General features: G+C 48.5%; 22 protein-coding genes and 1 tRNA gene. 10 read left to right on the top strand and 13 right to left on the bottom strand.

The genetic code is table 11. The annotated features are described in order from the left end of the window. Positions 1-2: 2 nt before the first annotated feature. Entirely contained in the window at positions 3-845 is an 843-nt protein-coding gene (locus tag B0I18_RS16135; RefSeq protein WP_106523764.1) for a VOC family protein, read from the top strand. Positions 846-929: 84 nt separating this feature from the next. On the opposite strand, the gene B0I18_RS16130 is transcribed toward B0I18_RS16135, so the two are convergent. The 5 genes from B0I18_RS16130 to B0I18_RS16110 form a co-directional block, all read right to left on the bottom strand. After that, complete coding sequence (locus B0I18_RS16130; protein ID WP_106523763.1) at positions 930-1,799, bottom strand: T9SS type A sorting domain-containing protein; 870 nt, start codon at positions 1,797-1,799, stop codon at positions 930-932. A 271-nt stretch (positions 1,800-2,070) separates the two neighbouring features. Further along, the gene (locus tag B0I18_RS16125; RefSeq protein ID WP_146146769.1) at positions 2,071-2,652 is read right to left on the bottom strand and encodes a DinB family protein; all 582 of its coding nucleotides are present in this window, start codon (positions 2,650-2,652) and stop codon (positions 2,071-2,073) included. Positions 2,653-2,729: 77 nt separating this feature from the next. Next, the gene (locus tag B0I18_RS16120; protein ID WP_106523761.1) at positions 2,730-3,317 is read right to left on the bottom strand and encodes a Crp/Fnr family transcriptional regulator; all 588 of its coding nucleotides are present in this window, start codon (positions 3,315-3,317) and stop codon (positions 2,730-2,732) included. Positions 3,318-3,750: 433 nt separating this feature from the next. Continuing rightward, positions 3,751-5,337 carry a T9SS type A sorting domain-containing protein gene (locus B0I18_RS16115; RefSeq protein WP_106523760.1) on the bottom strand — a complete coding sequence of 529 codons (1,587 nt, stop codon included), beginning with the start codon at positions 5,335-5,337 and terminating at the stop codon, positions 3,751-3,753. Between the two features lie 237 nt (positions 5,338-5,574). Beyond that, the gene (locus B0I18_RS16110; RefSeq protein WP_106523759.1) at positions 5,575-6,117 is read right to left on the bottom strand and encodes a dihydrofolate reductase family protein; all 543 of its coding nucleotides are present in this window, start codon (positions 6,115-6,117) and stop codon (positions 5,575-5,577) included. 204 nt (positions 6,118-6,321) lie between these two features. On the opposite strand from B0I18_RS16110, the gene B0I18_RS16105 reads away from it, so the two are divergent. The 5 genes from B0I18_RS16105 to B0I18_RS16085 all read left to right on the top strand — a co-directional run bounded on the left by B0I18_RS16105 (position 6,322) and on the right by B0I18_RS16085 (position 10,657). After that, on the top strand, positions 6,322-7,206 hold the full coding sequence (locus tag B0I18_RS16105; protein WP_106523758.1) for an NmrA family NAD(P)-binding protein: 885 nt from the start codon (positions 6,322-6,324) through the stop codon (positions 7,204-7,206). A gap of 12 nt (positions 7,207-7,218) precedes the next feature. Then, complete coding sequence (locus B0I18_RS16100; RefSeq protein WP_106523757.1) at positions 7,219-8,139, top strand: helix-turn-helix domain-containing protein; 921 nt, start codon at positions 7,219-7,221, stop codon at positions 8,137-8,139. A 107-nt stretch (positions 8,140-8,246) separates the two neighbouring features. Continuing rightward, the gene (locus B0I18_RS16095) at positions 8,247-8,864 is read left to right on the top strand and encodes a TetR/AcrR family transcriptional regulator (protein WP_106523756.1); all 618 of its coding nucleotides are present in this window, start codon (positions 8,247-8,249) and stop codon (positions 8,862-8,864) included. 77 nt (positions 8,865-8,941) lie between these two features. Beyond that, positions 8,942-10,213 carry an MFS transporter gene (locus tag B0I18_RS16090; protein ID WP_106523869.1) on the top strand — a complete coding sequence of 424 codons (1,272 nt, stop codon included), beginning with the start codon at positions 8,942-8,944 and terminating at the stop codon, positions 10,211-10,213. A 27-nt stretch (positions 10,214-10,240) separates the two neighbouring features. Then, positions 10,241-10,657, top strand: a complete 417-nt coding sequence (locus tag B0I18_RS16085; RefSeq protein WP_106523755.1) for a cysteine hydrolase family protein — start codon at positions 10,241-10,243, stop codon at positions 10,655-10,657. Between the two features lie 49 nt (positions 10,658-10,706). On the opposite strand, the gene B0I18_RS16080 is transcribed toward B0I18_RS16085, so the two are convergent. The 4 genes from B0I18_RS16080 to B0I18_RS16065 all read right to left on the bottom strand — a co-directional run bounded on the left by B0I18_RS16080 (position 10,707) and on the right by B0I18_RS16065 (position 14,030). Beyond that, the gene (locus tag B0I18_RS16080) at positions 10,707-11,900 is read right to left on the bottom strand and encodes a hypothetical protein (RefSeq protein ID WP_106523754.1); all 1,194 of its coding nucleotides are present in this window, start codon (positions 11,898-11,900) and stop codon (positions 10,707-10,709) included. Between the two features lie 9 nt (positions 11,901-11,909). Then, a complete protein-coding gene (locus B0I18_RS16075; RefSeq protein ID WP_106523753.1) occupies positions 11,910-12,374 on the bottom strand; it encodes a hypothetical protein in 465 nt (154 codons plus the stop codon). Positions 12,375-12,394: 20 nt separating this feature from the next. Then, positions 12,395-13,033, bottom strand: a complete 639-nt coding sequence (locus tag B0I18_RS16070) for a hypothetical protein (RefSeq protein ID WP_106523752.1) — start codon at positions 13,031-13,033, stop codon at positions 12,395-12,397. A 385-nt stretch (positions 13,034-13,418) separates the two neighbouring features. Continuing rightward, complete coding sequence (locus B0I18_RS16065) at positions 13,419-14,030, bottom strand: GNAT family N-acetyltransferase (protein ID WP_106523751.1); 612 nt, start codon at positions 14,028-14,030, stop codon at positions 13,419-13,421. Between the two features lie 283 nt (positions 14,031-14,313). Between B0I18_RS16065 and B0I18_RS16060 the strand changes: the two genes are divergently transcribed. Beyond that, entirely contained in the window at positions 14,314-16,539 is a 2,226-nt protein-coding gene (locus B0I18_RS16060; protein WP_106523750.1) for a S41 family peptidase, read from the top strand. A gap of 37 nt (positions 16,540-16,576) precedes the next feature. Here the strand turns inward: B0I18_RS16060 and B0I18_RS16055 are convergent, their stop codons facing one another. Next, positions 16,577-17,227 (bottom strand): response regulator, encoded by a 651-nt coding sequence (locus B0I18_RS16055; protein WP_106523749.1) that lies wholly within the window; start codon positions 17,225-17,227, stop codon positions 16,577-16,579. A 49-nt stretch (positions 17,228-17,276) separates the two neighbouring features. Beyond that, positions 17,277-19,205 carry an ATP-binding protein gene (locus B0I18_RS16050; protein WP_106523748.1) on the bottom strand — a complete coding sequence of 643 codons (1,929 nt, stop codon included), beginning with the start codon at positions 19,203-19,205 and terminating at the stop codon, positions 17,277-17,279. Between the two features lie 373 nt (positions 19,206-19,578). Between B0I18_RS16050 and B0I18_RS16045 the strand changes: the two genes are divergently transcribed. The 3 genes from B0I18_RS16045 (at position 19,579) to B0I18_RS16035 (ending at position 23,065) form a co-directional block, all read left to right on the top strand. Beyond that, positions 19,579-19,968: a helix-turn-helix domain-containing protein gene (locus B0I18_RS16045; protein ID WP_106523747.1), complete on the top strand. Its 390-nt coding sequence runs from the start codon at positions 19,579-19,581 to the stop codon at positions 19,966-19,968. A 204-nt stretch (positions 19,969-20,172) separates the two neighbouring features. After that, positions 20,173-20,246: transfer RNA gene (locus B0I18_RS16040), tRNA-Pro, on the top strand. 536 nt (positions 20,247-20,782) lie between these two features. After that, positions 20,783-23,065, top strand: coding sequence for a carbohydrate binding domain-containing protein (locus B0I18_RS16035; RefSeq protein WP_106523746.1), 2,283 nt, complete (start codon positions 20,783-20,785; stop codon positions 23,063-23,065). A 453-nt stretch (positions 23,066-23,518) separates the two neighbouring features. Here B0I18_RS16035 and B0I18_RS24960 read toward each other — a convergent pair whose 3' ends face one another. Then, on the bottom strand, positions 23,519-23,698 hold the full coding sequence (locus B0I18_RS24960; protein ID WP_146146768.1) for a hypothetical protein: 180 nt from the start codon (positions 23,696-23,698) through the stop codon (positions 23,519-23,521). Positions 23,699-24,066: 368 nt separating this feature from the next. After that, positions 24,067-24,504, bottom strand: a complete 438-nt coding sequence (locus B0I18_RS16025; RefSeq protein ID WP_106523744.1) for a cold-shock protein — start codon at positions 24,502-24,504, stop codon at positions 24,067-24,069. Positions 24,505-25,293: the final 789 nt, after the last annotated feature.

The following is a 25,293-nucleotide window of genomic DNA, read 5'->3' as shown; positions in this document are numbered from 1 at the left end:
CCATGAATAATGCTATTTATCCCTGCCTCACGCTGAAAGGCAGGATTGCTGAGGCTTCAGCGTTTTACCAGGACGCGTTTGCATCGGCCCGCGTATTGCAGACTTCTCCTATCGTAATCCAACTCGAGGTGCACGGGCAAAAGCTGATGCTCCTGAATGACGGGCCCACAGCGTTGCCCAATCCCTCCATATCGCTGATGGTAGTGGCGGCTACGGCCGAAGAAACCGAACATAGCTGGAATAAGCTGAGCGAAGGCGCCCAGGTATTGATGGGACTCGACAGTTACCCCTGGAGCAGTAAGTACGGATGGCTCCAGGATAAATACGGGGTGTCCTGGCAGTTGTTCACCGCAACGGAAGAGGATAAGACACAGAAGATCTGTCCGACGATGATGTTTACCGGGGCCCTCGCCGGCAAAGCCACGGAGGCGGTACATTATTATACCAGTGTATTCCCGGGATCATCGGTAGAAGGTATCCTTCACTATAGCGAAGGGGAAGGCGAACCGCTCGACTATGTAAAGCATGCCCAGTTTGATATCGATCATTACACGATGATGGCCATGGATAGCGGTTTAGATCATAAGTTTGGTTTTAACGATGCGATCTCCATGGTGGTGGAATGCGATAACCAGGCACAGATCGACCAGTACTGGGATGAACTGACCCATAATGGTGGTCGCGAAGTAGCCTGTGGCTGGCTGGTAGACCGTTATGGCGTCAGCTGGCAGATCATACCGAAAGCACTGACGACTTTGCTTAAGGATCCTGAACGGGCGCAGCGTGTCATGCCGGTGCTGTTGAAAATGAAAAAACTCGTAATTGCCGACCTGGAGCAGGCTTAAGCTTTCCTATCCTTACTTTAATACCTGAACCCCTGCAGTGAACTGCAGGGGTTTTTTTCAGGCATTCTATTCCAGTAGAACTCTTTATTGTTTGATGAACTTATGGGTATAACTACGACCGTCTTCAAACGAACAAATAACGAAATAGATACCGCTGCTGATGCTGTTTATATCCATCACCAGGTCCTGGTTGCCCGATACGGATACGGTGCGGATCACCTGGCCGTAAGCGGATACCATTTTTGCTATAAGCGGCTGCTGTGTTGTATTTTTCAGGGTAATATGATCTGTTGCAGGGTTGGGGCTTAAGGTCAGTGCCGAAGCCAGCGTTTTATCTTCCAGCCCGGTTGGTGCATAGGTTGCGTATTTGTAATCGAAGTCGAAATAGACATCCTGTATAGCTGCCGACCCGGTTACATTGTGTACGTTATACGCACGCATGGCTACATAGAGATTGGTGTTGCGTATACGTGCCAGGTAGACGGTATTCTCTTTGATCTCTGCAATGCTCTTGGAGGCTGTCGCAGGGTTGAATGCCGTAACGATCTGGCTTACGTTATTGGCATTGTTGTAATTAAAGCTGGCCGGGGCTTCCATCCATACCGTCGTGTTGTTGCCTTTGATATCGCCATTCCAGATACTGCTTACACCGGAAGTAATGCCGAATTTGCCGTTGTTACCAAACCTGCTGTTGTGCTCCACCATATCGATGTTTGCCTGTTCGCCATTGGTATAGGCGCCGAAGGTTGCCGCATTGAAACTGCCGAAGTACGCACGGTTTACGAAGTCATACCCTGATTTCGATCCATTGGCATTGGAGCCGAAAGGTGCGCCGTTATTGATCGTGGAGCTGTGATGCTCGTATAACCTGAGGTTGTTTACAGCGGTCAGTGATTGGGCATGCATAGCCAGGCCCGAGCCCAGCAGGCTCAAGAAGAGGAGATTTCTTTTCATATTTTTTCGGGAATCTAGTTTAGATGTAAGGTAAGACCCGGGCAAGCAAAAAAAGGTTGGTCGCTGTTTTGACTTTTGCTGTATATTTTTGAAATTCTATAGATCATTTCAAAAAATAGAAAGGGCTGAAACCCTTTTCAGACCTTTGTTTCCCGTGTTTGTTCGTTGCACTTAAAATTATTTCATTTTTTTTTTTGTCCCGGCAGGCGCAAATAATACAGGTGTTTTTTGTTTCGTATTTTAATCAAAAAAATAACACGGATAGCCCAACTTAAGCTCTATTCACCGCTGTCTTCGATTGCCTGAGTACGCGTTCTATCTGTACGAAATGACGCTCCTGGTGTGCAATCAGGAAACGGAACGTATCGCCGAGCTTAAGTCTTATCCATTTGCTGATCGAGGTGGGGATCCTGATCCGGCCGATGTTTGCGGAGCGTGCGATCTGTAGTAATTGCAGCAGGTGATGTTGGTGCGCAGTAAATTCCTCCAGCATCTGGCGTGCATCGGGTTGTGCCGCCGGTATAGCAGACTTGGGCGCCTTCATTTTTTTCTTGATGGTTTGCCCGGCTACCGGCTGCATCAGCCCGGTAAAATAATTGCCCAGCCAGCCGGGTTTAAAGCGTGTTTCGGGGCTGGTATTATTCAGGTGCAGCGCCTGCTCTATGGTTGTTATGTAGTAACGGCAATAGATATTGAGATGCTCCATAACCTGGGCTATGCTCCAGCCGCCCGGTGCCGGCGGGGTTTCGAGTACAGCCGCCGGCTGTTGCTGCAGTTGGCTGACTGCAAGCAGCATATTGCGTATATCACCTTGCAGGCGATCGATCAGTGTATTGGCATTGAAGGTTTTCATTTCGCTTTGTTTTTTTACAAGACAAAGGTCGGGATCGACACCCGGCCGGTTCTTGGTATTTACCAAGATTTCCCGGCTCAGATCTTTACGGTACTTAAAAGCTTGCTGAAGTTCGTGGCATCGATACCGAGATAGGAGGCAATATACTTGTGCGGTACAAGGTGCAGCAGGTGCGGGCTCCTGGCCATCAGCGTCCTGAACTTTTCTTCGCTGGTATAACATTGCAGCTCGATATGCCGGTGCAGCGCGCCTTTCAACGCATGTGCCGTAGCATGCAAAAGCATCTTATGTATACCGATGTGTTGCTCCGCTGCTGCAAATATTTTGTCATAGCTGCTGTAGAGCAGCCTGCTGGCAGTAAGCGTTTCAAGAAAATAAGGCGATGGCGTTTGCGTAAGAAAGCTATCGGCTACACCACTGAACGAATGCGGGTAGGTAAATACGATCGTGGCTTCTTTATTGTTATCATCGAGGAAGAAAGCGCGTTGCACGCCCTCGAGCACAAAGTAGATATTTTTTTCCGTGGTGCCGGCCACGGTAAGTACTGTTTTTCTTTTTACAGTCATGGCCTGCCAGGAACTGCAAAAGGCATCAACCTCCTCGTCCTGCAGTGGGTACAGGCCGCGTACGAAATCATACAATTTTTTCTTTTCTTCGGGGATCATGTCGATCGCTTAATGAACCATAAAGGTAAGCCCCGGATCGCTTTTATGTCCTCTTTTTTTAGCAGGGCCATCTACCGGTTACAGGAAGCGGTGGATGGCCCTGCTGTTGTTGCCTGCCTTCCGCAGGGTCCCTTTGCAGGAGACCCTGCAGGGACATCCAAAATTCCCGACGATCTCATTCGCCCGCCAAGGCCTGGTATTGTGGTATATTTATCTATCAGGGATACCTTAAGCGCGCTCTGTTTATTTCCCCTTGGATAAATAACATAGGAACACATCTTCAGGCCCGATTTTTAATCCCCTGTTAATGCCGCCTGACGCGAAGCGGTGCTGTTAGCCCTTAGACCGGTTATGCTCCTGTTATAACCTATAAAAGCCGTGCACAGCACGGCTTTTATAGGTAGGTATGATATAGGGGCTAAGATGGGTTGGGTTAGCGTACAATATCCAGTTTAAATGTTTTGGAATCGCTGCCTATGGTGGCTTGTAACAGGTAGGTGCCCTGTGCCAGGCCCTGCAGGGGAATCCTGGTGCGCGCTTGCCGGCTGTAGGCTTCATAACAAACCTGTCCGAGGATATTGATGAGCCTGAGCTGTGTACGATCGTTGGCCTGTCCCAGTTGTACCATTACGGCGTCTTTTGCCGGGTTGGGGAAGATGCTGATCTGCTCGACCGGGCTACCCGTACCGCCGATGCCTGTGTTGCCGCCTTCGGGCATAAAGCGGAATAAAGTAAAACTGCCGTTCTGGGTAGCCGCATCTATGGTATGTCCGCCGAGTACGATCTTATGATCCGGTTGGGCAATCAGCTTATTGGCATTGTCCCGGTCGGAGCGGTTAATGTTCAGGGTTCCGGCATTGCCGAAAGTAAGATCGGGCGCCCCGTTCACCAGGTGACGCGCCAGTACGATATCCGTCGTGTAAGGTTGCTGGTAGGCTTTGATGCCGGAAGTAACTAGTTTGCCGTTTTGATCGATGACCAGGTTCGTGGCGGGCTCCCGGTTGGCATCGGTTACAATACCATTGATGCCGAAAGCGGGATCGGGCGCACCGTTCTGTTGATAACGAATCAGGGCCAGGTGCTTATCGGAAGCGCCCGCGGCAATAATTTTACCATCCCGGATGCTCAGGCTGCTGATCACATCATAAGGCATGGCTGTGGTCGAAATGGCGGTCACTACCTTGCCTGCCGTTCCGAATGCCGCGTCGGGCGTGCCATTGACCAGTAAACGGGCAAGTGCGGCCTTGGTGTTAGGCGGTTCTGTGAGACTCGAAGCTCCGGAGCAGCCGGCGATGACCAGTTTGCCATCGGGTTGTAAGGCCATGGCATTCAACGTTGCATCCTTACCGGGTTCTATAACCACGCGGGCAAGACTGTTGTTACCGAAACTATTGTTGTAACTGCCATTGGCATTGAGCGACAGCGCAAACATCTCACGCAGGCCGTTGTGAAGCAGGCCGCCGCCGGCTATAATGGTACCATCCGGCCGCGTAGCGATCGCACTCAGGTATTTTTCGGGGTAATTGACCAGGATACCTAAATGATGAACGCCGCTGGAGCCGAATGTCGCATCCAGGGTGCCATTGCTGGTATAACGGAGTATAAAAGGCTTGCTGGTAATGGTTGCGGAAGTGGAATCTATAGCCGTAATTACGGTTTCGTTGCCGGCTACAACGATCTTGCCGTCGGGTTGCAGGGCCAGCGCATAGGCGATATCAAGCGATCCTACTTCGGTCCGTACTTTCCCGTTAATCCCGAAGCCGGGGTCGATAGCGCCGTTGGCCAGGTAGCGTACCAGGTAGGTATGATGATTCATTTCGCCATCGTTATCATAAACCATGCCTGCGGCAATGATTTTGCCATCGGGCTGGAGCAGGATATCATGAATTACACTCGTTTTATCGGCCTCGGCGGTAACTACCACACCGGCATTGCCAAACTGGGGATCGGGTAGCAGGGATTGGCCCTGGGCACGCAGGCACAGGCCTGCCAGGCATAATAACAGGAAACTGGAACGCATAGTACAATTGTTTTCATACCGGCATAGGGCGCCGGTGTGGGTTGATGAAGATTAGTCAGCAGGAAAGACCGGAGATCTTCGCTTATGCGTTGGGTACCCGGCTTTTCTGGGCGGGTATATTTTAAGTAAAGGGGTGGGGTACCGGGGGCTGAGCCCCGGTAATAGCAGGTTCGGGGTAAGAAAGGCAAACCTGCTTCCTGCCGGTATACGGCAGGAAGCAGGTGCATAGTTTTAGGGTCAGGCCGGTTCATAGATCAACTGTACCACACCCGAACGGAAAGTACGGGTACTGACCAGTTTTAAGGACAATCGTTCTTTGCTATCCTCAAACAACGGTTTGCCGGCGCCCAGTGCCACCGGGTGCACCGATAGCCGGTACTGGTCTACCAGTCCTGCCTGTATAAAACTCTTGACCAGGCTGGCGCCGCCATAGAGCCATATATCGCCGCCACTTTCATTTTTGATCGCCGCCACATGGCCCTGCAGATCACTATGGATAAAAGTAGCGCGTTCGTCCTGGCGCTCCTGGCCCGAAAACACAAATTTCTTTTTACTGTGCACCGCTTTCCATAAGGCTTCTTCCGCAGGCGTTACGGCAGTGCCGGGTTGGTAATTACCCCAGGCATCATAACTTACCCTGCCGTAGAAGATGGTGTCGATACCGTCGAGAAAACCGGTAAAGTCCATATCATCATCCATAATACACCAATCTACTTCCCCATTGGGGCCTTCAATAAAACCATCGAGCGTTATCGCCAGGTCCAGGATTACTTTTTTCATTATTGTTTTTTGTTTTTGGGTAGCATTAAAAACGGCGCCGTGCCCCGGCGCCGGGAACAGCCGGGATCGCAAAGATAAGTTGCCGCGGGTATAGGCGCAGGTCTTTTGACCTTGTATTTTACCAGGTTTTGACTATAACAAAAGCCGGTATGGCTAAATCCGTGGTTGTCAGGATGCAGACCTTTGCGTTATAAAAACAACAACATGAAAATTGTACTCACCGGCTCATTGGGCCATATCGGCAGGCCGCTTACGCAGCAATTGGCAGCAAAGGGACACAGGGTAACCGTGATCAGCAGCCGGCAGGAAAAACGGGAAGAGATTGAAGCGCTGGGGGCGCTTGCCGCCATTGGTTCGCTAACCGATTCCCATTTCGTAACTACCGCTTTCGCCGGCGCGGACGCTGTTTATTGTATGATACCGCCCGACTTCGGGCAGGCCGACCAGGTTGCTTACTATCAAAGTCTCGGCCGCATTTATGCACAGGCCATACAACAGGCAGGCGTAAAGCGGGTGGTTCATCTCAGCAGTTATGGCGCCCACCTGCCTTCCGGTACCGGTTTTATATCCGGGTCCTATGCGGTAGAGCAGGAGCTGAATGCTATTCCAGGTATCGAACTGACGCATATCCGCCCTACATTTTTTTATTATAACCTGTTGCACTTTATTCCCATGATCCGGACCGCAGGTTTTATCGGCGCCGTTTATGGCGGTAGCGACCGGCTTACGATGGTGGACCCCGAAGACATTGCTTCGGCCATAGCGGAAGCAATGCAAACTCCGGAGCGCACGGAGCGGGTACGTTATGTAGCCAGCGACGACCGTACCTGCAACGAAGTAGCTGCGGTGCTGGGGCAGGCGATCGGTATGCCGGAACTGGAATGGCAAACGCTGACCCCGGAGCAGGTCCTGGCCGGGCTGATCGCTCATGGTATGCCGCAGAACGCAGCCGAAAACCTCGTGGAGCTGGGCCTGGCTTTACATACCGGCAAGCTCCGGGAAGATTACGATCAACAGGTCGCTGTTACCGGTAGTATAAGCCTGGATGCCTATGCGCCGGTATTCGCCCGTGCATTTCGCAGTAAATAAGTAATTTTAGCTATGAAACAACAGCCGCCTGTACCGATCAGAACAATCCGTGACTTTCACCGGTTGCGCGGTATTCCCGGGCCCGGACATCCCCTGATCAGCGTGGTGGATTACCGGTTGATACAACCGGAGGCCCGGAATGCTTATGATAGCTGGGTAATGCACTTCTATTCCATTTCTATGAAGCGGACGACCAGCGCCAAGATACGGTACGGACAGCAGGACTATGACTTCGACAACGGTATTTTATTCTTTATGGCGCCGGGCCAGGTATTCCGCATCGAACACGGAAAAGAGGCAAGGCCGGAGCATACCGGGTGGATCCTGCTGATCCACCCGGATTTCTTCCGCAATACGGCGCTGGCAAAAAATATAAAGAAATACGCGTATTTTGACTATGCGGTCAACGAAGCCCTGTTCCTCTCCGAAAAGGAAGAAGCAACCCTTGACCAGCTGGTAGGACATATACAGCAGGAGTACAGCGGTAACCTCGATAAGTTCAGCCAACAGATCATTATTGCCCATATCGAAACCCTGTTGCATTATGCCGAACGGTTTTATCAACGACAGTTCCTTACCCGGCAGGTTGCTAACCACGAAGTGCTCGATCGCCTCGAAGCCTTGCTTACTGCTTACTTCGACCGCGATGACCTGGCCAGCGAAGGCTTGCCGGATGTTCAGTACGTGGCGCAAAACCTGCATCTCTCTGCCAGCTACCTCGGCAGCCTGTTGAAAACGTTGACCGGACGCAGTACCCAGCAGCATATACACGACAAGCTCATTGAAAAGGCGAAGGAAAAGCTATCGACTACCGGTCTGTCCATAAACGAAATCGCCTATGAACTGGGTTTCGGGCATGCAGCATCCTTCAGCAAGCTGTTTAAAAGTAAAACCCAACAGTCGCCGCTGGCCTTCAGGCAAGGGTTTTACTGATCCGGGCAGGCACTGGCATGCATTCAATATTAACATACTGACAAAATTTAGTTTTTTGTCAAATTATTGAAAATGTCTGTATCTTTGTTGCCTTAATCATTTCCGGTATGTCCACGATCGAGCAAGAAGATATACTCCGCGACCAGATCCTCCGGGCTGCGCTTCAATTGTACCAGAAGCACGGCCTGAAGAAGGTGACTATGGATGATGTATCCCGGGCGATCGGCAAAAGCAGGAGCACCCTCTACTACTATTTTAAGAACCGCGACGATATTTTCGAAGCGGTGATGGCTATGCTGATCGAAGAAGTCACGGCTGAGATCAAAGCTGCGATGGATAAAGCCCGTACGCTGAAGGAAAAACTACGTGCCTTCTGCCTGACCAAGGTAAAGACATCCGAAGACCGGAGACCTTTCTTCACCGCGATCGAAGCGGGTATGAACGCCGACGAGATCTCGCGTCATGCGCAGATCATCAGCAGTATACATAAACGACTGATGCGTGCCGAAGGCGCTTTGTTGAAAGCCGCCCTGGTTGCTGCCGTATCGGCCGGCGCTATCCGCAGCCTTAAACCCAAAGAACAGGAGATGCTGATCTTTATCCTGCTCAGCGGTATCCGCGGTATCCGCCGCGAGTTGCTGCAGGAGGATAGCTTTACCAGGTTGCAACCCGCTGTAGATACACTTACCGGTATGGCTATGTGCTGGTTGGAGCAGGCGGGCTAGCGCCCCGTTTTTTTTGTTCCTGATTTGACATTTTTACTAAAAATGTCAAATCGTAAAAATTGTTTTCTTTTTATTTTATGCGTATCACCGACATCAGTACCTTCAGGGCTTTCCGGAGTAATAACTATACCTTCTACTTTATAGGCAGGTCGGTATCGCAATTCGGTACCTGGATGCAGCGTACCGCGGTGGTTTGGGTGATTTATACACAAACGCATTCCGCTTTCATGCTCGGGCTTACGCTGTTTGCCGAACAGTTTCCTTCTTTCCTCTTTTCGGTATTCGGCGGTATCGCCGCCGACCGCTACGACCGCTATAAGATCGTCAACATTACCCAGATCACTTCGATGATCCAGGCGGTGCTGCTGGCCGTGTTCGTGATAACGGGGCTCGATGCGGTCTGGCTGATCTTATTGCTGAGTGTTATCCTGGGCATTATTAATGCCTACGATGTGCCGGCACGCCAATCGATGATCAACGAGGTAGTTACCGATCCTGCCGATCTGCCCAGTGCACTGTCGCTCAGCGCGGCTACCGCCAGCCTGGCCAAGCTGCTGGGGCCGGCCTTGTCGGGTATCATCCTGCAAACAGCCGGCGCCGCGGTTTGTTTTATCATCAATGCCGCCAGTTTCGGGGCGGTCATGGTATCGATCGCATTGATGCGTGTTGCTAAACAGCCCCCCAGGCAGGTTCGTAAAAATGTGTTTACCGAACTGGCCGAGGGTTTTGTTTATCTCCGGCGCGAAGCTTCGCTTGGCCTGGTTATCGTTATGTTGAGCCTTACGGGGCTGCTGGTATTGCCTTACGATACCCTGGTGCCTGTTTTTGCCAAAGTTATTTTCCGGGGCGATGCGGCAACCTATGGTTATATCTCGGCCTTTATCGGCGCGGGCGCCGTAGCGGGAACGATCATGCTGGCTTCCTGGAAAAAGGCCGCCTCGCTGCGCAGGGCTTTACTGGTCAATACATTTATCCTGAGCGCCGGGCTGGTTGGCTTTGCGCTGACCGGCTATTTCCCGCTGGCCATGCTCTTTGCCGCAGTTACGGGTTTTGGCAGTGTGGCCCAGTTTACGATTTGCAATATTATAATACAATACGAGTCTGCACCCGAAATGCGGGGACGTGCCATCAGTATCCTGCTCACGGCTATATTCGGTATGCTGCCGCTGGGCGCCCTGGTTATCGGCGCCGTATCTCAACATATCGGCGCGCCCTTAACCCTGTTGTTCCAGGGTTTTGCGGGCATCGCGATCACCCTGGTATTTTCCCGCCTGTTCCGCAAACAAAGGCTCAGACAGGAGGCACTAACAACACAAACTAAGCAGGAACAAGCCAGCATGCCGCAGTAATGCGGCTCCCGGTATTTATTCGTTTACGTGGTGGTCGGTTTTCGCCCCGGCGCCCCGGAGATCAGTAGCGATAACAAGGTATTTTCGGCCTTTAGCGGTGCAGAAAGATGGACGCCCGCCTTTGCGGAACAATGGGTGCAGATCCATCCCGGGGTGGCGCCACAGGAAGGCGAACCGGTAGTTACCAAACGGCGGATCAGCGCTTTTACCGGCAGCGACCTGGAAGTATTGCTGCGCGCGCAGGACATCAGGAACCTCATACTTACGGGTATCGCTACCAGCGGTGTGGTGCTGTCTACGCTGCGCGAGGCTGCAGATAAGGATTACCGGCTTACTGTGCTTGCCGATTGTTGTGCCGACCGAGAAGCAGAAGTGCACGAGATATTGATGCAAAAGGTCTTTCCGCGGCAGGCCGACGTGATCCGGTTGGAAGACTGGCAATAATAACATAGGCCCGTGCACAAGCACGGGCCTTTGCTTGGTGTATTACCGGTTATTTATAAGATACCTGTTTGAACAGGGCGGTCTTACCAAAGCCCCAGTTCAGGCCCAGGAAGGATACCAGGTTATTCTGGTCGCCGAAGTTCTTACCGAAAGTGCCCGTCAGGAACAGGTTATCGCTTAATTTGTATTGTACAATGGCCACGTTACGTACGGTACTGCTGCTTTTGTCGTTGGCTACAGCCCGGTATACCGTTTCGAATGATATCGCCACACTGTTGAGCTCAAACTCCAGCCGGCCGCCGAAGTCGATATTCGTTTGGGTGGTAAAGCTTTTGAAGTCGGTTGTATTTTCTTCGGAAAGCACGCGGAAGAGCCCGTACAGGTTCAGGTAATGTTTGGCCTTATACAGGGCAGAGAGCGACTGCTCCGAATTTTTATCCAGCGGTTTGGAAAAGCAGGCCGTGATCCAGCCCCCGGTGCGGTACAGGTGGTTGTCGTTGAAATTATTGTTGGCAAAACCCATCGAGGTCGCCAGTGCTATATCGACGGAAAACAGCGGTCTTACCGCCAGGAGCGAGTCGTAGGTGGCCCTGCGGCTGTTTATGGTTACGCTGTCGACACTTAATACCGAAGCGGCGATACAATCCCGGTAGGCCTGCGAAGTCGGTTCAAACTGGTCGAGACAGCCGGGCACAACGACGGTAAGATTACCGGCCAGCGACCGGTTGATACCCTGTATCGAATTGGCCATAGCTTCCATTACTCTTCTCCTCCTGATATTGATCACATTCGCTTTCACGCTTACGGCCATAAAATTCACGGCGGCGGTATTGCTCTGCGCACTGTCCTTGTTGACCGAAGCCACGGAGAGACTTGTATTTCTCAGTCCATAGAAGATATTCTGTTTAAACTGTAAGCGGTCGGCCGATGCTGCATTTTTATCCATCACCAGGCCGTTGTACTTATAGATATTCATATTGGGATGCGCAAACAGCCAATAGGGAGCAACCTGCAGGGCAAAGTTCTTGGGGAAACCGTTGGCCCCGTTACCAATAGCATTGGCGACACTGAGGGCGAAGGCCCGTACCGTGGCCGGCCGTTCCACCGTAGTGGGCGATACGTCCAGCAGGTTAAATGCCGGCGATGCCGGCGGGGTAAGGTCCAGGAAGGGTATGGTATCGGTCTCCTGGCCATAGGCCGGGAGCAGGGGAAGGAATAACAGGCAGCAGAGCAGTTTTTTCATGGTGGTGCATTAGTTGGTTTGAAGTTTGATCGCCTGGCTGGCTACGATCAGTAATTGGCCTGCATACAGGGTCTTATCCGAATCCTGCAGGGTATAGGATTGCGTGCCGTCGAGCCCGCCGCTGAGGTAAACGGTCATGGTGAGGCTGGCCAGTGCCTGCTTGAGGTCATCCTGTGCCGTAAACAATATCGCCAGGGTGACCACCATCGTAGCGCCTACCAGTTCGGCCGAAATGCCCAGCCGCGTAGGCGGGATATTAAAGGTAGCCAGGTCGGGGTCAAGGGGTACCGGGGTGTTTGTGTCGCCGGGAGGTGATGCCGGTGCTGTTGTTGCGTCCAGTGTTACGCTTACCTTTTTAACACTGCTGCCTGACCTGCGGAGCGTTACATTGGTCGCCGGGTTGCCGATGGTACCGATCTGTACTTCAAAGGATACGGGATCCTGGTTGTTGCGGAGATAGTAGATATTACTCATGGTTTGGTGATTGTGCGCGGTTATTTGTTTTCCGTGGTTTTGATGACGGCATAGGTACCGGCGCTTAAGCCCAGCAGTACCAGGTTGTACTCTTTAATCACGGGGATAATACTGTTGAGCGTTGTTGCCGGTGTTTGTGTCGTAACGCCTTTGAGGTGCAGTACGGATTGGTAGATAAACCAGATACCGAATACGAGGTTGAACAGTACCGCCTGCAGGCGATGGATGCTTACGCCGTTGCGGTCCGACAGGATATCCAGCCAGAATCCTTGCGAGGCAAAATCTTTGTTTAAGGTTTTGGGCTCGGGCACCTCGGTGGCACCCGCTGCTTTTGCCGCCTGTACTCTGGCCTGCTCGGCATCATATTGCTGCTGATCGCTGATGTCGATCAGGCGTGCACTGGCCGAGGTCGCCGCCCCGATACCCAGCAGGATGATTGTGGAAGGATCGAATACCGGCACCTGTCCCGAAGCCAGGAGAATGGTAATAAACGATGCAAATACGATAAAGGTCCACCAAAGCAGCTGTAGGCGGGAGTAGCTATAGGTTTTGGGGGTATTGGCACTGGTGTCGCAGATGATGGAAAACTTTTTCTGCAACAGGATCGCCAGGAAAAGCAGCAGTGCAAATACCATGCAGTAGATTAAACGGGCATCCATAGTTGTTGGTTTTGTGGTTGGTTGGTAAGGATAAGAAGTCGTACCCGGCGTGATCGTGCAGGGTAGGAGCTTCCTGTATCCCGCATCAAAAGTAATATCTGGGAAAGGTATATACAAGCGTATTTATACCTGAAAAAGGAAGCGGTTACCGCGGCAACCGGCCGGTAGCGGTCAATGGGAGCTGAATTGGCTACTGGGACTGCGTTTCAGCGGATCAGTGCTAGGTTAAGTTTTCTTTAATTCGGTGCAAATAATTACGCGGCCCGGGTTTAAGGCCGGCCGGCAGCACAAGTGGCTGGCCGGGATACAACAACAGCCGCTTCCTGGAAGCGGCTGTTGCATCTTAACCTGGCAATTGCCGGGCGGGTAGGGGTATAAGCTAGTGCTACGCCCCGGTTTCCTTTTGGTGCAGTGCGGCTATTTTATAATGCAGTGACCGTTTACAACTGGCCCATTCACTTTCGATAATCGAAAACACAACGGTATCCCGGAGTATACCGTCGGGGCCTACCTGGTGGTTGCGTAATACCCCGTCCTGTTTGGCGCCCAGCCTGGCTATGGCATTCCTGGACGGAAAGTTATACCAATGGGTCCTGAACTCTACTGCAATAGCCTGCAAGGTTTCAAAGGCATGGGTCAGCAACAACAGTTTGCATTCCGAGTTGACATGGGTTTTCTGGTAGCTTTGCGCATACCAGGTATAACCGATCTCCAGGCGCCTGTGTTCCGGTGTGGCATTGGTATACCGGGTGGTACCGATCACCTTTCCATCCTTTTTATCCAGCACAACGAAGCCCAGGCCTTTGTCTTGTTGGAAATCGGACAGGGCTTTTTCGATATAGGCATCGATATCACCGGCCGATGGTACGGAGGTATACCAGAGCTCCCAAAGGTTACCGTCGGCAGCGGCCTTTAACAGGTCGTCTTTGTAGTCCCGGCTGATGGGAACAAGCCGGGTATGTTCTGTTTCTAATCGGACTTCGTTAAACCATTTCATGGTATATCTTTTTCTGTGTAAACGAATTTAATCCGTCTATAGGGTTTCACGACGGACCGGTTATTCCCGGCAAAGTTAGGTAAGCCGGCGATGTGGTTACAGTTACAGAAATAAATTTATGGTAGGGTACAGATGGCCTTGTGTTTGGCCAGGACCGGCCTAAGCTGTATATTCAGCCATCCAATGCCCTGGCAGCGCTTTATGTTTTGTCTGTAAATGAAAGACCGGGTTTCCCGCTTTTATTGTTTTCAAAAGAGCAGATCCTGCCATTATCCTATATGAAATGAGTATGAATTCCTGCAGGAGTATCCTGTCGTGCGTTTTGGCTACGGCCTGGGTTTTCTTCGCCCGCCCGCTTTGCGCACAGACCGATCATTTTAACCTTGATTTTGAACAGTCTGGTACAGGCTGTCCTCCACAATGGCGTACGCTTATTTCCAACAGCGATGATGCTGCGGTGGTGCTGGATACAGCGGTGCGCAAAGAAGGAAAACAAGCTTTGTTGCTCAGGGCGGGAAAAACAAACGACCCGGATAACGATTATGTATGTGCCTTTAGCCTGCTGCCTGGTGATTTTGCCGGCAATGAGGCGGCATGGTCGCTTTATGCGAAGGCTGCCTTCCCGGAAAAAAGTTCGGCCACTGCGGTGTTTGTAGCTATAGGAAACAGCGGTGAAATCCTGGCACATCAAACTGAAGATATAAGGATGTCCGCAGATTGGAAAGCATACCATTGTATACTACCTGTCGATACGGCCCGTATAAAATCCTTTAAAGTAATCCTGACGCTGAATGGTCCCGGTAGCTTATGGGTTGATGATATTAAATGTAACATCGACGGTGTTCCGATAGATATGGCCCGGCACCGGGAGCAGCTACCTGCGGAGCGGGACACGGCATTTACCTATGGTTCCGGTATTGAAGTTTTGCCGGTCAATGCCTTTACGCTCCGTTCTTATACCAAACTGGGAATGTTGTGGGGCTTTTTGAAATATCATCATCCGTCTGTCGTTACGGGTAAGTTGAATTGGGATGCCGAACTTTTTCGCATACTTCCCGGGATGCAGGTGCAAGGCACGGATGAGGAAGTGAACCAATACCTGGAAGCCTGGGTGGACCGCCTGGGAGGCGGGTTTCCCAAAATGACAGAACGAACCCTGAAGAAAAAAGATATCAAAATGTACCCGGACTATGGTTATCTTTTCGATACCGGTTTTTTAAGTCCCTCGCTTCGCCGGAAGTTAACAGTCCTTAAGGATTGTGACCGGACAGGCAACCAGTATTACGTGGACATAGATGGCAATGCTATCATGAATCATGAAAACCCTTTCTATAGTAAGCATGATTTTCCTGATGCCGGCACCCGCCTGCTGGCCCTGTTCCGGTACTGGAACTTTATCCTGTATTATTTTCCATACCGTTACCTGATGACGGAAGACTGGAATAAAAATCTAATGGCATCCCTGCCCGAGTTTCTTAATGCCCGCAATGCCAATGACTATACTACCGCCTGTTTAAAGCTGGTGGCAAAAATTGAAGACGGACATGCCCAGGTCGATAGAAGTATACCGCTGCTTGCCAACCCGGGTACCAAGGTCGTCGCCCTGGAAACGCAATTTGTAGACGATACCCTAGTGGTATCTGCGCCTTACCCCGCTGAAGGGGAAGCCAGCATCAACAGGGGCGATATCATTACGGCCATAGCTGGTGTTGCAACCGACACCCTTATCAATCGATACGCTGCGCTCAGATCGGCCTCGAATCGTAGTGCACTCCGGTATTATTTACTTGCAGGCAACGAATCACCGTTCAGAACCTCGAAAGATGCTATAGCACTGACGATCCGCGATCGCTCAGGTTATTTAAAAACTGTTTTTGCGGCTGCCGGTAAGCAAGCTCCTCCCGGTAAAGCGCCGGAGGAAGCGATCCGGCTGCTGCAGGACAGCCTTGTATATGTCTATGCAGGAAGTTTAAAGAATTATGATATCGATATTTTAAGAACCACTTATGCTACCATGCGGGGATTGATCATTGATCTAAGATGTTACCCCGCTTACTACCTGGTACACGATTTATGCAAATGGCTCAAAAAAGAGGAGTCGGTATTTGCACAAATGGCAAGGCCGTATCCTAAGCAACCCGGTTTGTTCTGCTTTTGGCCTCTTGCCAATGGTGTCCGGAACAAGGACTATTACCGAGGGAAGATCGTTGTGCTCGTCAATGAGGCAACACAAAGCCAGGCAGAGTTTACGGCCATGGCATTACAAACCGTGCCGGGATGTACCGTTGTAGGTACCCGGACTGCGGGTGCAGACGGGGACTATAGTGCCATCGTATTACCCGGCAATATCCGAACCGGTATTTCCGGGATAGGGTATTATTATCCCGACAGATCCGAAACGCAAAAAGCAGGATTAAAAATCGACAGGGTGGTGAGGCCGACCATAAAAGGGATCAGCGCCGGGACAGACGAAGTGCTGGACTATGCTATCAGGCTTTTCAAAAAATAGTTTTAGACATCAGGCATCAAAGACTGCTATCTCGCTCTTACCAGAGTTTTAATCTTGCCGCCAGTTCCGCAAGCGCAACGGATTTATGGCAATCCGTTTTCTTGTAAATATTCTTGCGATGAGTGGCTACCGTGTGTTCGCTCAGGAACAGGGCCTCTGCTATGCCTTTGTTACTCATTCCCGCGCAGATCAGTTTTACGACTTGCAATTCCCGGGGAGAAAGTATTAACTGTTCCCGTTCGAATACATTTACTTTATATCCTTCGAGTTCTTTTAATATATCATCATGTATGAAGAAATCACCCGCGCTTACTTTGTAAATGGCTTCCAGTAAAATATGTTTATCTACCGATTTGGGTAGGTATCCCTTTATGTCCGTTTCTTCGATCAGTTTATAGGCGAGGTCTACTTCCGTGTTCATCGATAAAACAATGATCTTTACTTCGGGGAATTGTTCCCGGAGGATAAGCGCCATTTCATATCCGTCGATAGATGGCATCATTAAATCCATGATCAGCAGGTTGACAGCTGAGGGAGTACGGGCCAGGTATTCGACCAGGTGATGACCGTCGGTGCAGTCGTATACCACTTCGATATGCTCTTTGTTTTGCAGTACGAGTTTCAACCCGTCGACGATAATCTGGTGATCGTCCAGGATGGCAATATTTATGGTAGCGGTTTGTTGCATTATTTTATCGGTTTATGGTACGGGCTTGCGGTTTAAAAAGCCTCTTTGCCTAAGACTGTTGATGGAGTGGCAGTTCGAACTGAATAACAGTACCTCGCCCCGGCTTGCTTTGGATATGCATATTACCTTTTAAGAAACGGATCCTCGTACTGATATTCCCCAGACCGATACCGGTATCCGGGTTCAGCTTCCCGGTATCGAACCCGACCCCGTCATCTTTTACCGAAGCCATTAAACGTTCATTCTTCAGCTGTAGCGCAATCTCCATGTTTTCGGCATGTGCATGTTTAATAACGTTATTGATACTTTCCTGGAGCATCCGGTAGATCATCAATTGTTTATCAGGTGCTATGTCATCAATAGGACCCTCTGCCTGGAAGCTGATCCGGAGCTTGTCCTGGCTTATTTTCCGGATAAGCGACTGTAACGAGTGCACCAATCCCAGCTTCATAATATTGTTGGGTAATATCTGGTGGGAGACATTCCTTACTTCGTTAATCGACTCTTCCAGTAGTTTCATGCTGTTTTGAAAAATGTTGGCATCTTCCCGGGTCTCAATACGTTCGTCCAGTGCCTGCAGGTTAAGCTTCAGGCCGCTCAACAACTGACCCACGCTGTCATGCAGGTTCTGGCTTATCTTTTTGCGTTCCCGTTCTTCGGCCTGCAGGATCGATCTTGCGGCCTGGTCCTGCTCTTTGATCGTCACTTCCTGCAGTTTTTGCTTTTGCTGGTACCGGTAGTTCTTGAACAGGATAAATAAAGCAGCGGCGCTTAACAGGAATACCCCGATTGCACCGGCTATAATGATTTCCTGTTTTTCGATTTTCGCCTTTTGATTCAGGATCTGCGCCTCTTTTTTCTGTGCTTCGTATCTGGCTTCCAGCTCGGCCAGGGCTTCTGCAGAAGCATGTTCGTTGTACCGGTACATAATACCCAACAGGCCATACACTTTTTCCGATGCCTGTTTATAGTTCCCGGCCCCGTAATAGGATATATATAAAGATGATCCGACCGAGTAGTACAAGGAACTAAGGCTATTGTCCTGCGCTATTTTCGAGGCTTTTTCTGCGGCATCGATTGCGAGGCTGTCTTTATGCAGGGCGCTGTAAATACGGGCCAGTTGGCACAGGTCGACTACCTCGTAAAATACATTGCTGTTCTCTTTTCTCTTTTCTACAGATGCTAATACGATGGCCAGTGCTTTTTCGTATGCTCCCTGCTCGTAATAGATCTTGCCAAGCGTATTCAATGCGTTGTTCAGCACCACCACGTAATTGCTGTCCCGCGCGATGTTTAAGGCCAGGTTTTCATATTTCAGGGCGGAGTCTGTAAGGCCCAGGTTGGCATAGGCATCGCCCGCATTATGATAGCTCAAAGTCAGCAGGTAAGGCGGGACATTTTTATGCCTATAAACTTTCTCATAGCTATTGATCGCCTCCCGGAACCTGTCCAGGGCTACATTGCACAAGCCGATATTAATACAGGTTCTGTAATAGTTATCCCGGTCTTTGTCGTTTTCGATACCGGGCAGTATTTTATAATACCAATCCATCGCCTCTTTCACCGCTCCTTTGAAGTACAGCGCTACGCCTTTTGTTACGGCGCCTCTATTGTAGATAAACAGGGTATCACCGGAGTTATGATGGGCCAGGGTCTGTTCTGTTATTTTTTCGGAAAACGATAATGCGGAATCGTACTGTCCGGCATTGATATGGTATTGCGCTCTCCAGAGTTCCGACTCGGCTTGTAGATACCGGTTGTCGCTTTGTGCTGCCAGGGCCAGGGCCAGGCTGCTGTACCGGTTAAAAGTGTCCAGTGGCAGGGTTTGATATTGCCTGCAGACCCGGATAGCGGAATCGATAAGTCTTTGCTGCGCATGGTTTGTCTTCCCGGGCCGTATATCGCAGGATATTCCGGCCAGGAGTAAAAGCAAGATGATATATAGAACCCGCTGCTGGAGCGGTACGGTTATTTTCATGGAGTAGCATACTGGTTTTATAATAAAAAACGATAAGTAGCCGGGCGTAAAAGTAGTATTAAATCGAGCCCGGTAAAATACCCTGTTCACGGTATTGTAGTGACGGGGCGCAAATTGCAATTTTGTGCACAGTTACGGTAACAGGTAACAGCGGGAGAATGATGGGTTATGCTATCGTGGAAACACAGCCTGGTTGCTATCTGCAGGCGGTTGTCATAGCAGGAAAATCTCTGGTTTTTCGTCATCCGTTTAGGCTGGCTGCTAATACCTGGCGGTAATCAGCCGTCTACCTCATCATTTGATCCTTGTTCCGGCTCCTGCCGGGACGTCTGTACACCCTGCATCTGTATTCAGAAAAGCCCATAGACACACCATGAACACGAATTACATACGGGAAAAGATCAGGTCGCTTCGCATCGCTAAAGGCATAACACAAAAAGAGATGGGAGAGCGCCTTTATATGGATGAACGTACCTACGGCAAAATAGAACGGGGTGAGAAAAAGTCGATGGACATCCTGTTGCTGACTTCGATCGCAGATAAGCTTAATGTGGACCTGGATGTATTGCTGGTGAAAGAAAAAGCGAATACTCCCGGTCCTGCTGTTGCCGGCACTGGTAACCCGGCGATGATACAGGTGCTTATAGAAGCACATGAAGTATTAACGCAGGACATCCGGCAATTAAAAGAGGAGATCAGGAGGATGATATTAAGCCAGCAGGAGGCACTACGGATGTTGCGGCAGACCGAGCAGGTAGGATAGGACCGGTGGCGGTCCGGTAAGGCACCATTAGGGGTATATTGTTGCGCAGGATAACCGCTTTTGGGTATCGTATATTATGCATGGTTCCTTGCACTTTCGTGGCTTCCGAACCTCCGTTATTGCGGACTTTAGAAAAAAACCTTGCCAGATTTCTAAAAAAAATTTTGCAATCCGGTTTATTCACTTACATTTGCGGCCCGGATACGGGAAGTAGCGCAGGCCGGTAGCGCACCTGGTTTGGGACCAGGGGGTCGCAGGTTCGAATCCTGTCTTCCCGACAAAAGAAATAAAGCTCACGCGAAAGCGTGGGCTTTTTCTTTTGACACGAATGTCAGAAACTTTTTTTCGGACAGAAGGGGCAAAAGATAAAAGCCGCGCAGCAAGCTTTATTTCTTTTGGACTCCCCCCATCCGAGGATCATTGTAGATCATCCTATCTTCCCGACACGGGCAAATGTCCTTCATACTGTGTGTAACCTCCTTTCTATTTTTTCTAGCTGCGAGAAAAAATAAATTTCACGGGATCACATTTACCCGCCAGGACCTGATCCATTTTTCCGGGAACATCGAACTTATGATTTCCCTTTTTTGCTCTACTGCTGCTGTTTCATAAACGGAGCCTACTTTAAAAGATTTAGCCATAACCATTAATGAAATAATTTACAAACAACTCTCAATGAGAAAATTCTCATAATTAATAATAATCCTATAATTTTAGTAGAACAATTATATCCGGTTATCAACTTCCGCTGGCAACGCAATCCTATGCCTGCTTGCTTCAATACAATTTCTTAAGACAAGTCAATTATCATGTTATGAAGAGAAAATTAGGATTGCTAGTAGGCGCATGCGTTCTTTTTGCCTTAGTCAATACCGCTATAGCGCAAAATTCATGTATCAAAACACCTTACAGCAAGAAGATACAGTTTGTGGGGTCAGATAATAATGTTGTTGAAAACATGGATTTTGAATGGGGCAATTACGCATGGACATTTTTCCCGGATCAATCTAAGGCATCAGTTGTTAGAGAAACCTCCGATACAAATGCCCATGTCATGCGAATGATCAGCCCGGATAGTGCAAGCGGAAATACGCTTATTAGTCAGACGGTATCGAACCTTACTACAGGCAATACATACACTATGTCTGCTTATTTAAAATCAAACCACGCAGTTAACAACACCTTACCGGTAACCTTAAGGTTAATCATTATTGATAGTGCCGGAAACGCTGTTGTCATTCCTGCCAGTTTTTATCCGACGGATGTATGGCAACAATATTCCTTTAATTTCACGGTACCTAACCAAAGTAATGTGCAGGCAACAAAGGTCCAGGTACTATTAAATCAAGGTCCTCAAGATACCGTTTATGTAGATAATATCATTCTTCAAAATCCAAACCTTGTGGCCAATGCCGATTTTGAAGGTGGCATTGGCGACTGGATGCAAATACCGGATGCTTCTCGTGTACTGCTTTCCGGTAACGGCTGTAAGGGTTCAGCTACTTGCATGAAATTGATTTCGCGCGAAAACATGGACGGTGATGCTTTATTATCGGAAGTGATACCGAATCTTTCATTGGGTAACACCTATACTGTGCGTGCGTATATGCGTTCTGAACACCCAGAATCATTTCATACCGCGGAAGCCAGCTTTCAGGTAAGACTTAATTACATTAACGGCTGGAGCGTATTCATTGATACTTTAATACGGCCCGATACCCAGTGGCGTTTATATTCTTTTACATTTACCGTGCCTGATACATTGCAATTATTGGTGTCACAAATGCAACTTTATTATTACCGCGGTAATAGGGATTCCCTGTATGTTGATAACCTTGAATTGTTGAATAACGGCACCATGTATCCATTTGTAAATTCATCTTATCCGCATGCCCCTCCTGGTATTTTTGAAGAGCATTTTACAGGAATAGCTGGCCAGCCCCTATCTTTTAATAATTGGCTGGTAGTAAAAAAAACATGGGGACAAAACAACAATGGCGTAGTACCGGAAAATATTGAATTGCTTGATACCGGTGGCATACGTTTCCATGGCCATGGTGATTTATACGATGGTCCTGTAAATGGTGCCACCAATTTTTTAGGTAATGGTAAGATACATGTGGGTGCTTGTATTGCTACCAAAAATTATTACGCTTCTGGAAGGTACGAGGTGGTAGCCAAACTAACGCCTGGCATGATCAATGCCTTCTGGACTTTTCATTATATAGAAGATCTAAATTATCAATCGGGCGGTATTAAGAATACGGAGATAGATTTTGAATTTCCCGCTGCACCAACTGATACCTTCATCAATCCAGGATATACGGGTCATAAAGCTTATATAGATGATATGAACCTTAATACCTGGGGAGGTTTGTGTAATGGCGAAGGCAATGAAATCACGCTTCGCTATAACACAAATCCTGTTATCCTCTCCAATGGCTTCCATAAATATACCATTGAATGGCATACCGGCGGGCCCGGTATTGCCCCCAGTATAACATGGTACGTGGACGATGTTTTTGCAAGACAAGTAACCGACACCAGTCGTGTTGGCTTTAGGGCAGCACGATTCTGGTTGGGTGTTTGGTATAGCAAAGATGAATGGGTGAATGGTGGTAACACAGCCATCATGGATTACGAAGATCAAATCATGGAAGTTCGTTCGGTAAAAATCACACCATTCTACGAAGCCAATGATGTCTACGAAAATGAAACAGATCCTTCAACGGGTTACATTACCCCTCAATATCCTGGCTATCCAATTTTTCCTTCGGCAAGCATGAAAGCCATAATTAATAACGCATCACAAACATTACCAGCAATAAGCCCGGTTAAAGAAAGTGTAAGCGTGGTGCCGGCTATTGGGAATCAGGAATTACGGGTATCATTAGTAAATGGGGAAGATGATTACATTACCGATATACGTTTGTTAAATGTAAATGGCCAAAGGATGGGCCAGTTTCCTGCTGCTCTAAAGGAATCAAGTGTGAGGATAAGCCTCTCATCATCCCAATATGCAGCCGGTATTTATCTGTTGCAATGTTTTACCCATAACGGCCGGATTCTTTTTAAAAAAGTGGGTTTGATGAAATAGAAGAGAAATAACGTGAAAGAACAGGTGCGCTTTTTACGTTCATCAATTTCTGTGGAATGGAACACTCGAAAACGCAGAGGACGCTTTTACATGGTGTTGAACAAAATATCAACATCTTATAAATGGTGTGGATGGATTGGGAGGGAGCACGAACTTGATTTTGGTGCTCACCTATCAATAGATCATGAAATCATCCTGTTCTTTAAAAAAGTTATATCGTCTTCCTGTGCCTGTAAATTAACAGCAGCCAGGATAAAAAGAACAAAAAATGGGAGCTTTATTAAACTCATTGTTTGGAAATGTACAGCAGGGAACCTGCGGGTAAGGATTAACAAAAATTACAACAACCGAAGGATTTTTTACTATTGTACCCCTTAACCGTAATTTTATCGGCTTCAGCAAGTGTGGAAAATCTTTTAACAACGTTTGAAAAAATCTTCTTCGAAGAAATTGTCAGGCAGTATTTATGATTGTAGGTTTCATATCCCTGGGGATAAAACAGAGGTCGCAATAGTTGTCCAGGATCGTGATAAGCATCCCGAGTTCTGTTTCGTCTCTTACTTTAAGCAATATATCTACAACGGTCTTGCTCTTAGGATCAAACAAAGGAATATTATAATCTAATTTATTCATATGTAGTTCCGGCGGCATAGCGGCAATCAATCTGCATATTCTCTTATAAGCATCTTTGAATCCTTGTTCTGAGATCCAATCACCGCTTATGTCGATTTTATAATTGATTTGGTATCTGGTGTTAGACATAAAGGCCCGGGTTTACATCGGATAAGAAGTCTGCATGATCCTTTTAATTAAAGGGAGACGCGGGTGGAAAAAGTATCTTTCGGATTTAAACAAATGAAAAATGACACTCAAAAGTAGTCACCTCACTGTAGACTTTTGAGTGGCTTAAGAAAGTTGAAGCAAAAACAGGAGATGCTTACCCCGCCAAAAACATGAAGGATGTCGATCTCAAAATGCCCCCGTAAACCTATTTACCTAGCTTATTTAGGTATTAGCTGGACATTAACGGCAATAAAACCCTTACTTCCTCGTTCTTTATAAAAACTTACATGATCACCCTTTTTAATTTTGAACGCGGCATTCCTGCCTAAAACAAAAATGCTTTCGCCGCTTTTGCTATCATTGATAAAACCATATCTTTTAGCATCGTCGAAAAACACTACTGATCCCGAGCGCATTTGCTCCGGATCATATACCGGCGAAGCGGCGCCGTGATTAGTACGGGTAGTCTCTTTCGGAGTGCGCATATCAGGCGGTTCAGAGGTTAGGTTCCCGTCGATATCCACATAGGCCATCATTTCGTCTAAGCTCTTACCTTTATTATTGTTGAGCTTACGTTGTTCCTTTTTGTCTGCTTTATCTCTTTTGACTTTCGCCTTTTTACTTTCACGATCTTTTTTTGCATAGGTTCCTGCCATATAGTAGTTTGTTTTTATGTTTAATTATGAAGAAATTCCGATTGCTATTAAGCGAATCGGCTATTTGGACGAGTGAGCCATAGGCTTACTCTGATTAATCATGATGATCCATTCTTCCCGGATCACGATGGTTAACTTAAATACAGAAGGTCCGTTACCACGGCATGGCCAATCAAAGGCTTAAACTATAATGATATAGGATATAGGAAATGATAAGTCCCGACAACATCTTTGGTCTCCGCCGATTGGCGGATATCGAAGCAGAAGGAAAACGGGCAGGGTCAGAACAGGCTAAAAAACAAGGATTAGCGCAATTTCAACCCCACAGGTAATCTATAGATATCAAAGCTAAACAATTCAGCTGGCTTTAAAAATTTAATTTCATAAGGTCTGCAACACCTTGAAGCTCTGGTGGCGCAAACCGGAGCGCTTTAACGGAGCTGCCCTATAACAATTGCCATAAAGCAAGGACTTAAAGATAGGGGCAATAATAAGTATCCAAGGCGAATAAAAGGATGTGTTTTAAGTTTATTAGTGTATCTTCAGCCCAAACAGGTTTCTGCCTTTGCTTACGCTGATCGTGACATAATATGTTCCGCTTCAGTACTTGCTTCTTCAGCCGCCATTTTCCACTATATTTTCATTTGATAGGTTTTTGTGTCATGTGTATGCCATACTCCTTCCTTTGGTATAACATAGGCCGCTATAACGTTAATTGCTTCCGTCGCCGCCGTGCCCGTTTATTTTTTATCGGTCATTGTTTGTGGCTTTCTTTATGTATTGCCGGGA

Origin of the sequence: Taibaiella chishuiensis (assembly GCF_003014535.1) — a bacterium.
In the GTDB taxonomy this organism is placed as follows: domain Bacteria; phylum Bacteroidota; class Bacteroidia; order Chitinophagales; family Chitinophagaceae; genus Taibaiella; species Taibaiella chishuiensis.
The sequence above is the reverse complement of the archived record's forward strand: the minus strand, read 5'-3'. Positions and strand labels throughout refer to the sequence as shown.